Source organism: Corynebacterium sp., assembly GCF_022712275.1.
Taxonomy (GTDB): Bacteria; Actinomycetota; Actinomycetes; order Mycobacteriales; family Mycobacteriaceae; genus Corynebacterium.
This window is the reverse complement of sequence record NZ_JALAGU010000019.1, coordinates 22,033-32,705: the sequence shown is the minus strand read 5'-3', so window position 1 is coordinate 32,705 and position 10,673 is coordinate 22,033. Positions and strand designations below refer to the sequence as shown.

Genomic DNA, 10,673 nt, shown 5'->3' with positions numbered 1-10,673 from the left:
GGCCCGGCGCCGGCGACTCGCGCTCGGACCGCGGGGTGACGGTACGGAGGGTCTGGCCGGTGTAGATCTGACGCGGGCGGTTGATCTTGGCGGTCGGGTCGTTGACCTGCTCCATGTAGTGGGCGATCCAGCCCGGGAGACGGCCCATGGCGAAGAGGACGGTGAAGAAGTCCTCGGAGAAGCCCATGGCGCGGTAGATCAGACCGGTGTAGAAGTCCACGTTCGGGTACAGCTTGCGGCTGATGAAGTAGTCGTCGTTGAGGGCGATCTGCTCCAGGTTCATGGCGAGGTCGAGGAGGTTGTCGCCACCGAGGTGCTCGAGGATCTCGTGAGCGGACTCCTTGACGATGGCGGCGCGCGGGTCGTAGTTGCGGTACACGCGGTGACCGAAGCCCATGAGCTTGACGCCCGGCTCCTTGTTCTTGACGCGGTTCATGAACTCGGTCGCGTCGTCGCCGTTCTCGTGGATGTCCTGCAGCATCTCCAGGACGGCCTGGTTGGCGCCACCGTGCAGCGGGCCGGACAGGGCGTTGACGCCGGCGGCGACAGAGGCGTAGATGTTCGCCTGCGAGGACGCGACCATGCGCACCGTGGAGGTGGAGCAGTTCTGCTCGTGGTCGGCGTGCAGGATGAGCAGCTTGTCGAGCGCCTTGGCGATGACCGGGTCGATCTCGTAGTCCTCGGTCGGGTAGCCGAACATGTTGCGCAGGAAGTTCTCGCGCGCGTTGAGCTTGTTGTCCGGGTACATGTAGGGCTTGCCCTTGGACGCACGGTAGGCGTACGCGGCCAGCATCGGGACTTTCGCCATGAGGCGGTAGGTGTTCTTGAGCTGGAAGTCCTTGTTCAGCGGGTCAAGCTGGTCCTCGTAGTAGGTGGCGAGGATGTTGACCGAGGACGCGAGGACGTTCATCGGGTGGGCGTTACGCGGGAAGATCTTGAACTGGGACTTGAAATCCTCATCCAGCAGAGTGTGCTTGCGGATGTTGTCGTTGAAGTCCGTCAGCTGGGCCTCGTTCGGCAGTTCGCCGTTGATCAGCAGGTAGCTGACCTCGTTGAAGCTGGCGTTGTTGGCCAGATCAGCGATGTCGTAGCCGCGGTAACGCAGGATGCCGTTCGCACCGTCGATGTAGGTGATCTCGGACTTCGTGGAGCCGGTGCTCACGTAGCCGGGGTCGAAGGTGGTCAGACCGGTCTCGGCGAGGAGCTTACCCAGGGCGAACCCGGAGTTTCCTTCGGTCGCCTCAACGATCGGCATCTCGTACTCGCCACCGGGGTAGTGGAGAACGGCCTTGTCCTGGTTCTCGGAAGCCATTGACATCCCTTTCGATGTTTCTGAAGTTCTCGGTAGTTCTCGTTACGTCCACAGTCCGCGTATCACCGGTGGTGACAGTCCGCTACAGAGCGCACGGCCGGTCGCACCGGACCGCAGACAGTCGTGGGATAGGACACACTGTACAGAATTACAGGTATACGCAACACCGCGGTACCCGATTGGACAGCACACGGGTACCCCCAGTCCCTACCCCGCCCAAAAGTTACGTCGTCTTCTTCTGCCCTCTTGTTCCGGTGGTGGACGCTACAGGTTAGGCTGTTCCGTGGCACACTCCGGGCTCGACAGGACCCGGGGGACGACGACAAGAAAGCGGACATCACCTCACCATGAGCGATCAGTTCCTGACCCTCCCCGAGAACCTTCTTCCCTCTGACGGCCGTTTCGGCTGCGGCCCCTCCAAGGTCCGCCCGGCCCAGATCGACGCGATCGTCGCCGGTGGCACCGACGTCATCGGCACCTCCCACCGTCAGCCGGCTGTCAAGGATGTCGTCGGTTCGGTGCGCTCCGGCCTGGCCGACCTGTTCAACCTCCCGGAGGGTTACGAGATCATCACCTCCCTCGGTGGTGCGACCGCGTTCTGGGACTCCGCGTCTTTCGGTCTGATCCGTGAGAAGTCCGCACACCTCACCTACGGTGAGTTCTCCGGCAAGTTCGCCACCGTCTCCAAGAAGGCCCCGTGGCTCGCCGAGCCCGAGATCCACGCCTTCGAGCCGGGCACCGCCCCCGCCACCTCAGAGCTCGACGGCACGGACGCCGACCTCGTCGGCTGGGCCCACAACGAGACCTCCACCGGCGCGATGGTCAGCGTCAAGCGCCCGGCCACCGACGCCCTCGTCGCGGTGGACGCCACCTCCGGCGCCGGCGGACTTCCCGTCGACATCGCCGAAACCGATGTCTACTACTTCTCCCCGCAGAAGTGCTTCGCTTCCGACGGTGGCCTGTGGTTCGCCGCCTTCTCCCCCGCCGCCCTGGAGCGCGTTGAGGAGATCGCCGCGTCCGACCGCTACATCCCGGCCTTCCTGGACCTGAAGACCGCGGTCGACAATTCCCGCAAGAACCAGACCTACAACACCCCGGCCGTCGCCACCCTGCTGATGATGGACAGCCAGGTCAAGTGGATGAACGAGAACGGTGGCCTGGAGGGCATGGTCGAGCGCACCACCGAGTCCTCCTCCATCCTCTACAACTGGGCCGAGGGCCGCTCCGAGACCACCCCGTTCGTCGCGGACGCGGACTCCCGTTCCCTCGTCGTCGGTACCATCGACTTCGATGACGCGGTGGACGCCGACGTCATCGCCAAGACCCTGCGCGCCAACGGCGTCCTGGACACCGAGCCCTACCGCAAGCTGGGTCGTAACCAGCTGCGCATCGGTATGTTCCCGGCCATCGAGCCGGAGGACATCCGCACCCTGACCAAGGCGATCGACTACATCCTCGACGCGGGCGTCGCGTCCAGGTAGAGACGCGGGCGTCGCGTCCAGGTAGAGACGCGGGCGCGCCCGGACCTCCCGGGCCCTGTCCGCATCACGCAGACTGAGGTTGGTGGAGTACGCTCCCCGACGACCTCTGACTGCGTGATGCGGACTTTCGTCGTCCCGGCAGGAGACTCAGCAGGCGTCCCCGGGGTGCAGGCGCTGTCCTCCCCCACATCGACGCAGGTGTGCGCTACAGTCGTCACGAGTACCCACCGCACGGCCACGGGCCGACACCGGACAGCGCAGGACAGCGTAAGACACGGAGGCACTGATGCAGGAACTGGAGTTCGTCCCCGACGACAGTGACGCCGCCTCCCTTGTCCTGCGCGATACCGAGAGTGACCGGCTCTACTGGATCCCGGTCACCGAGGCTCTGCGCGACCACGTCACCGTCGCCCGCGAGCTCGCGGCCGAGGAGAACGGGGCAGGTGAGGACGCCCCGGCCGCCGCAGTCACCCCTGCCGCCTCAGACATCCCGGACGGCACCGGGACCGCCGCAGAACCCGCCACCTCCACCGGAGACGCCAGCCCGACCCCGACCCTGTCGGTCACCTCTGTCGAGCGTCCTGCCGAGGAACCGAAGCCGAAGGTGAAGCTGCGTCCCCGTGAGATCCAGAAGCGACTGCGCCACGGTGCAACCGTCGCACAGCTCATGGAGGAGACCGGGGCCTCCGAATCCCGGCTGCTGCCCTACGCCCACCCGATCCAGATGGAGCGTCACCGCATCGCCGAGCTGGCCCGTCAGGCCTATCCGGTACTGTCCGACGGCCCTGCCGAGCACACTCTCTGGGAGTCGCTCGCCACCGCTTTCGCCGCCCGACAGGAGGACGTCCGCGCCTCCACCTGGGACGCCGCGATGGATTCCTCCGACGACTGGATCATCACGGTGACGTGGACCCGCGGCAACCGGCACGGTGCAACCCAGTTCGTCGCCGAGTTCCGGTGGGTCCCGGCTCCTCCCCCGGGCACCGGCCCGTCGACCGTCGAACCAGCGAACTCAGTGGCCAACGACCTCGTCGACCCGCGCTTCAACCGACCGGTCCGTACTGTCTCCGCCCCCTCCACCGGGGAAGAGGAGCCGGGTCTCGACGAGGATGCCCCGGTCGATGAACCGGCCGACGACGGCAGCGACCGGGACGAGACCGACGAGCAGTCCTCCATCGCCCCCACCGTCGACCTCTTCGGCGACCCGACCCCGGACCAGCGGTCCCACCCGGCGAAGCGCAAGCGCAGCACCAGCACACCGCACTGGGAGGATGTCCTCCTCGGTGTCCGGACCTCACCGCGTAAGAAGAAGAAGTAGCCGGCGATGACCGACCACGACCACCAGCAGGTGGTGACTCTCTGGTTCATCACGGCGGCCGACCCGCGTGGTGTCCTCGTCGCCGAGCCGAAGGCCGACCGCGGTTACGCCCGCAAGCTCCTGGCCCAGCTCAACCCGGCATGGCCGCTGACCCATATCGGCGACTTCGACATGAACCGCTCCGCCCCGCCCGGCGAGGGCGAATTCTACATCGGCGGCTACCGCGGCCTCACCGTGATCCAGACCGTGCTGCCCGAGGTACCGGACGCCTGGTCCCTGTCCGGACTCACCACGCTCACCGAGCCCTTCAATACCCTGGTCTCGATGATCCCCACTGCCGACCTGCTGGTCACGGTGCACACCCCGACCAACCGCGACGGCCTCGGCGGCTTCGCCCACTGGGTCGGTGGCCGGATGACCCGCTGCTTCTATGCCACGCGGGAACGCATCATCGAGGACACCGGAGTCCCGCTGCCCGACGAAGCCGCATTCTGGGCCGGCGAGTCCGAAGCTCCCGAGGCCCGCGGCATCGAGCTACCTTTCCGCCCCTCGGAGATGGCTGCCGCGGCCATCGCCCACTGGCTGGGGTTCCGGGTCTCCGACGAGATCGACATCCCGGTCGCGGCCTTCGCCGTCGACGGCCGCCCGGAGACCCGCGCGGGTCACTCCGACACTCCCTCTGCCCCGCGGCGCATCGTCGTCACCGCCATGCCGGACGCCGTCCCGATGGACGGTGCGGTCACCGACACCGGATACGACGACTACGCCGACAAGCCGGAGAATCAGGACGAGGCCCGCTCCACCGCTGAACTGGTGAAGGGTGCGGCGGTGTCCGTCGGCCGTGGCCTGCGCACCGGAGTGGAGTGGATCCGCACCGGCACGCACCGGATCGGCGACGAGGTCCGCCGCCGGGCACGAAACACCGGGCGCTGATGGTCCATGTCGGGCGCTCCAGATTGGTCTGAGAGGGTCAGACCAACCTGGAGCACCCGACATGGTGTCACTCCGTGCCAGAGCCGGGAAGTACACCTAGAACTGGGCCGCGTAGAACCCGACCGCAGCCGAGGTGGCGACATTGAGTGAATCAGTACCCGGCGACATGGGTATCTTCGCCCGCACGTCCGAGGCCCGCATCGCATGCTCGGTGAGACCCGGTCCCTCCGCCCCCACCATCACGGCGACCTTGTCGGCACCGCGCACGGCGTCCGCCAGGGTGTTGTCGGTGTTCGGCGTCATCGCCACCACGCGGTAACCGCGCTCCTGCAGGTCGGCGAGGCCGCGCTGCCACGTCGTCGGTTTGCCGGGCACATGGGCGAACGGCACCCGCAGCACATGGCCCATCGACACCCGCACCACACGGCGGTACAGCGGATCAGCGCAGCCGGCCCCCAGCAGGACAGCGCCGACCCCCAGCCCGGCGGCGTTGCGGAACAGCGCACCGATGTTCTCGTGGTCCCCCACTCCTTCGAGGACGCCGATGACGCGGTTGGATCCGTCCAGCCCGTCGAGCACTTCACCGACCGTCGGTTCCTCGACCCGGTCGGCGGCGGCGACGAGGCCACGGTGCATGTCGAATCCGGCGACCTCGGCCAGCACCTCGCGGGACACCTCGTAGCGCTGCACCCCCGCCAACCCGGCGGCGACCGCAGGATCGGCGGATGCGGCGTCCTCGAGCTCGTCGAGGCGCCGGGCGAAGCCCACCACACAGCGCACCGGGAAGCGGGACGCCGCGAGCCGGGGAACCACCAGGTTTCCCTCGGCGATGACGAGACCCCGCCCTCCCGGCAGGTCAGGACGCCGGTCCGAGGAGTTCAGGTCCCGGATGTCGTCGAGTCGGGGGTCGGCGGGGTCAGTGATGCTGATCGGGTTGGTCACCCGTTCAGCGTACTCATGCGACAGGCGCTCAGCCGATCGCGTCCTTGATCGGGTCGATGCCGAAGTAGACGGCGAAGAGGATCGCCACCAGGTACATCAGCGGGTGGATCCTCCGCCAGTTGCCGGTACCCAGCTGGAGGACGACGTAGGCGACGAAGCCGATGCCGATGCCGTTGGCGATGGAGTAGCTGAACGGCATCATGACGATGGTGAGGAAGGCCGGCAGACCGACCGCCAGGTCACCGAAGTCGATGTCCTTGATCTGGGCCATCATCATCGCACCGACGATGACGAGCACCGGGGCAGCGGCCTCGATCGGCACGACCTCGTAGAGCGGGGTGAGGAACATCGCGGCGAGGAAGATCACACCGGTGACGACGTTCGCCAGGCCGGTGCGGGCACCGTCGCCGATACCGGCGGCGGAGTCGACGAAGACCGTGTTGGAGGACGCCGAGGCGCCGCCACCGACGACGGCACCGGCACCCTCGACGATCAGGGCGGTGCGCATGTTCGGCAGGACGCCCTTCTCGTTCACCAGACCTGCCTGCTTACCGAGGCCGGTCATGGTGCCCATCGCGTCGAAGAAGTTGGACAGCACCAGGGTGAAGATGAGGAGGCAGGCGGAGAGGAAGCCGATGCGGGTGAAGGCACCGAAGAGATCGAACTCGCCGAGCAGGCCGAGGTCCGGCATACCGCCGAAGGAGTCCGGGACATCCGGGGTGGCCATGTGCCAGCCGGTGGATTCCGGATTGTCGTCGCCGGCGATGGCCTGGACGATGACAGCGAAGATGGTGGTGGTGACGATGCCGATGAACAGGCCGCCGCGGACCTTGCGGGCGGCGAGGATGCCACACGTGACCAGGCCGACGACGAAGACCACGCCGGACCAGGTGGTGATGGATCCGCCGATGCCGAAGCTCACCGGGACAGTGGTGTTCATGTCGTCGGTGTTGCGGGTGACGAAGCCGGAGTCGACGACACCGACGAAGGCGATGAACAGGCCGATACCGACGGTGATCGCCGACTTCAGGGACGCCGGGATGGCGTTGAATACGGCCTCACGGAAGCCGGAGACGGCGAGGATCACGATGATGATGCCGTCGATGACGACCAGACCCATGGCCTCCGGCCAGGTCAGCCCCTCGGTGGAGACGAAGGTGACCGCGACCAGGGTGTTGATGCCCAGACCAGCGGCGATGCCGAAGGGGTATCTGGCGAACACACCGAAGGCGATGGTCATCACGCCGGCGGCGAAGGCCGTGACCGCGGCGACGGCGGAGACCCCCAGCTCGGCCCCCGTATGGTCGGCGACGGTGCCGATGATCAGCGGGTTCAGCAGAATGATGTAGGCCATCGCGAAGAAAGTGACCACACCACCGCGGACCTCGGTACCGATGGTGGACCCGCGTTCGGTGATGTGGAAGAAGCGGTCGAGGAACGACCCCTCCTTCACCTCCGTCGATCCGTCGGGATCAGTCGTTGTTGCCATGGGGGAAACCAGCTTTCAGGCTCAGGAAAACGTCAAGACGTCTCAGTTTCTCCCCTGGCCGCACCGGTCGCAAGCGGACGCGGGTTTCGCGCTCACCGGCGCCTCAGAAATGCGTCAGTAGCGTTCGGGCCCGCCGTCATCCCAGGCACTGTGGGACGCCGCCCCTTCGCCGCCGTCCCGGGGCGTGTCCGAGTGGGCACCGCAGCCGTAGTCGGCAGCCACGACCCGGCCGTCGGCGGAGAACTCATTGGCACACACACCGACCTCGGTCCGTCGCCGACGCTGCAGCGGCAGCCAGAATGCACAGCTCGCGCAGGTCCGTTCGGCCCGGCGCGCGAACTCGGTGTCCGGGCCGGTGTCACCGGTGGTCCAGCGGCGGACCGCGGCGTCCCACCCGGCGTGCGAGAGTGTGCGCATGGTTCCGGGGTTGCGGCGCACCCCGTCGTCGTCGGCGAGATCGTCCTCGTCGACGACCCGCGGGTCGTCCGCCTTCAGCGGCAGCTGGTCCCCGGGCTGCAGGTCACCGGGACGCACCCGGTCCTCGTAGGGCACCCAGGCGGGGGCGGACAGTGCCCGGTCACCGGCGTGGAGGGCGACCTCGTTGACGGTGACGTAGTCCGCACCCGGTGGACAGGCGACGACGGCGATCCACTCCCAGCCCCGGTAGCCGCGCTCTCTGCAGGCGAACCGGTGGACGGCGGTCTCCGGGCTGGTCGAGGAGCCCCCGAGGTGTTCGCCGACACCGTCGGGACCGGCGACATCGAGAACGGCCTCCCGGGCGGTGCTGATCCCCTGCGCCGACAACAGGACTCCGCCTCCCCGTCGCTTCCGGTCGTGCGACGGCCGTCCCTTATGTCCTCGACTACTCACGGCACCCATTATGGCAGCATGGTCCCCATGGCCCTGTACCCGTCGAGTTCACGCCCCTCTTTACGGCACGGCGCGCGGCTCCTGCCCGTGCTGCTGAGTGTTCCCGCGCTCGTGCTCGCCGGCTGCGGTTCCGACGGTGGCGGCGGGAACGACGGAGGTGGCACGGGAGGCGCAGGCGGCACAGGCGGCACAGGGGACGCGGCGTCCCTCAGCGCGGAGGTTGTCGCGGAGTACCCCTCGGATCCGACGTCCTTCACCCAGGGGCTCGAGGTCATGCCGGAGGGCGATCTGCTGGTCTCCACCGGCAAGGAGGGGCAGTCCCGTATCTACCGGACCCCGTTGACCGACGCCTCCCGTGACGCCGCGACCGTGTCCGTCGACCTCGATCCGCAGTACTTCGGCGAGGGGTCCACCCGCCATGGTGACGACATCTGGCAGCTGACCTGGAAACACGGGGTGGCCGTGAAGCGGGACGCCGCCACGCTGGAGCAGACCGACGAGGCGTCCTACGACGGTGAAGGTTGGGGACTGTGCTCCAACGGTGAGCGGCTCGTCATGTCCGACGGCTCGGACCGGCTGACCTTCCGCGACCCGTCGACGTTCGCGGTGACCGGCGAAGTGTCGGTCACCCTCGACGGTGAGCCGGTCGACCAGCTCAATGAACTGGACTGCTCCGACGGTGACTTGTGGGCGAACGTCTGGTACGACGACCGCATCCTGCGGATCAACCCGGCGACCGGTGAGGTCAACGGCATCCTCGATACCTCGGACCTGGACCTCCCCGCCCGGGAGAAGGACGGGGCCGACGTGCTCAACGGCATCGCGAAGGTGCCCGGTACCACCGACCACTTCCTCATCACGGGCAAACTCTGGGACACCGTCTACGAGGTGACCGTGAAGTGAACACCGACCGGCCGGGCCGGACGCACCGGCTCACCGCGAAGGTCTACGGCATGCTCGGTGCCGACGGGGCCCGCGAATCAGGGCTGACGGCACTGATGTACGCCACCATCGCAAACTTCGCGGTGGACGCCGTGCTCGCCGTCTCCCTGGCCGGAACACTCTTCTTCTCGGCGACGACCGGAGAGTCCAAGGGCTCGGTCGCCGCCTACCTGCTGGTGACGATCGCCCCCTTCGCGGTCCTGGCCCCGGTGATCGGTCCGTTGCTCGACAGGATCCGGACCGGACGCCGCGTCGCGATGTCACTGACCTTCGCCGCCCGGGTGATCCTCGCCGCAGTGCTGCTGCAGAACTTCGACTCATGGCTGCTGTACCCGGCGGCACTCGGGATGCTGGTGCTGTCGAAATCCTACGGGGTGCTGAAATCCTCGGTGACACCGCGACTCGCCCCGGAGAACCTCGACCTGGTGCGGGCGAATGCGCGGCTGATGATCACCGGGCACGTCGGGGGATCGATGGTGGTCGGTGGCGCCGCGGCGGCAGTGGCTTTCGTCTTCTCCCCCAAGGAGGCGCTCTGGTTGCTGCTGGTGTGCGCGCTGGCGGGCATCTACCTGTGCGGCCTCATCCCCTCGACTGCGGAGAGCAGTGGTGACGAGGTCTTCGCCGACCCCTTCGCCCCGACCGATGACCTCGGTCCGGCAATGGGCGCGCCGGACGGGGAGGAGGCTCCGACTGTCGTGGCGCCCACTGCGTCCGCCGGGTCCGCCGGGTCCGCCGGGTCCGCCGGGTCCTCGTCGTTCCTCGGGCAGTGGCGGCAGTCGATGTCCGTGCGCTTCCCCGACGCCACCCGGACCGCGATGTGGGGCACCGCGATGCAACGGCTCGGCACCGGGTTCATGACGATCTACGTCGCCTTCGTGGCGAAGTCCTCCCACACGCTGTCGGGGACCGAACAGCTGGCGTTGCTCGGTGTCGTCGGCGCAGCCGGCGGTGTGGGCACCTTCCTGGGCAACACGGTGGGCTCGCGGGTGAAGTTCGCCCGGCCCCGGTTCACCGTCATCATGCTGGCCGTCATTTCCCTGGCGACGGTGATCGTCGCCGCCGTGTTCGACGGTGTACCCACCGCGGCGGTCGCGACACTGGTGCTCTCACTGGGATCCGCGATCTCGAAGTCCTGTCTCGACGCGACGATCCAGTCCGGTCTTGACCAGTCGGCGCAGGCCTCCGCCTTCGGACTGTCCGAGACGATACTCCAGCTGTCCTGGGTGCTCGGCGGGACACTGGGCCTGCTGCTGCCGACCGAGCTCACCGTCGGTATGGCCGTCCTGGCCGCCACCGGTACAGTGTTCTTCGTCAATGTGATCCTTGCGTCCCGCGGTCTCGGTGTGGGTTCCCTCATCGGCCGGGCGCGGTCACGGTCCTGACCCC

General features: G+C 67.6%; 9 protein-coding genes. 5 read left to right on the top strand and 4 right to left on the bottom strand.

Annotation, left to right across the window (positions count from 1 at the left end):
- The coding region (locus Q0A27_RS03760; protein WP_291473738.1) for a citrate synthase at positions 1–1,312 on the bottom strand (1,312 nt) is incomplete at its 3' end.
- A 347-nt stretch (positions 1,313–1,659) separates the two neighbouring features.
- Here Q0A27_RS03760 and serC point away from each other — a divergent pair.
- The 3 genes from serC (at position 1,660) to Q0A27_RS03745 (ending at position 5,044) form a co-directional block, all read left to right on the top strand.
- Positions 1,660–2,793 carry a phosphoserine transaminase gene (gene serC / locus Q0A27_RS03755; RefSeq protein WP_291473737.1) on the top strand — a complete coding sequence of 378 codons (1,134 nt, stop codon included), beginning with the start codon at positions 1,660–1,662 and terminating at the stop codon, positions 2,791–2,793.
- Between the two features lie 286 nt (positions 2,794–3,079).
- Positions 3,080–4,111, top strand: coding sequence for a septation protein SepH (gene sepH / locus Q0A27_RS03750; protein ID WP_291473736.1), 1,032 nt, complete (start codon positions 3,080–3,082; stop codon positions 4,109–4,111).
- 6 nt (positions 4,112–4,117) lie between these two features.
- Entirely contained in the window at positions 4,118–5,044 is a 927-nt protein-coding gene (locus tag Q0A27_RS03745; protein ID WP_291473735.1) for a hypothetical protein, read from the top strand.
- Positions 5,045–5,140: 96 nt separating this feature from the next.
- On the opposite strand, the gene Q0A27_RS03740 is transcribed toward Q0A27_RS03745, so the two are convergent.
- The 3 genes from Q0A27_RS03740 to Q0A27_RS03730 all read right to left on the bottom strand — a co-directional run bounded on the left by Q0A27_RS03740 (position 5,141) and on the right by Q0A27_RS03730 (position 8,345).
- Positions 5,141–5,986, bottom strand: a complete 846-nt coding sequence (locus tag Q0A27_RS03740) for an RNA methyltransferase (RefSeq protein WP_291473734.1) — start codon at positions 5,984–5,986, stop codon at positions 5,141–5,143.
- 28 nt (positions 5,987–6,014) lie between these two features.
- Positions 6,015–7,475, bottom strand: a complete 1,461-nt coding sequence (locus Q0A27_RS03735) for an NCS2 family permease (RefSeq protein WP_291473733.1) — start codon at positions 7,473–7,475, stop codon at positions 6,015–6,017.
- 114 nt (positions 7,476–7,589) lie between these two features.
- The gene (locus Q0A27_RS03730) at positions 7,590–8,345 is read right to left on the bottom strand and encodes a DUF3027 domain-containing protein (RefSeq protein WP_291473732.1); all 756 of its coding nucleotides are present in this window, start codon (positions 8,343–8,345) and stop codon (positions 7,590–7,592) included.
- Positions 8,346–8,372: 27 nt separating this feature from the next.
- Between Q0A27_RS03730 and Q0A27_RS03725 the strand changes: the two genes are divergently transcribed.
- On the top strand, positions 8,373–9,248 hold the full coding sequence (locus Q0A27_RS03725; protein WP_367273304.1) for a glutaminyl-peptide cyclotransferase: 876 nt from the start codon (positions 8,373–8,375) through the stop codon (positions 9,246–9,248).
- Positions 9,245–10,669, top strand: coding sequence for an MFS transporter (locus Q0A27_RS03720; protein WP_291473730.1), 1,425 nt, complete (start codon positions 9,245–9,247; stop codon positions 10,667–10,669). The genes Q0A27_RS03725 and Q0A27_RS03720 overlap by 4 nt, the downstream gene beginning before the upstream one ends.
- Positions 10,670–10,673 lie beyond the last annotated feature (4 nt).

Bases quoted from the DNA above. Each gene is read 5' to 3' on its own strand.
- serC (WP_291473737.1), top strand. From the start codon at position 1,660: ATGAGCGATCAGTTCCTGACCCTCCCCGAGAACCTTCTTCCCTCTGAC.
- Q0A27_RS03745 (WP_291473735.1), top strand. From the start codon at position 4,118: ATGACCGACCACGACCACCAGCAGGTGGTGACTCTCTGGTTCATCACG.
- Q0A27_RS03725 (WP_367273304.1), top strand. From the start codon at position 8,373: ATGGCCCTGTACCCGTCGAGTTCACGCCCCTCTTTACGGCACGGCGCG.
- Q0A27_RS03735 (WP_291473733.1), bottom strand. From the start codon at position 7,475: ATGGCAACAACGACTGATCCCGACGGATCGACGGAGGTGAAGGAGGGG.
- sepH (WP_291473736.1), top strand. From the start codon at position 3,080: ATGCAGGAACTGGAGTTCGTCCCCGACGACAGTGACGCCGCCTCCCTT.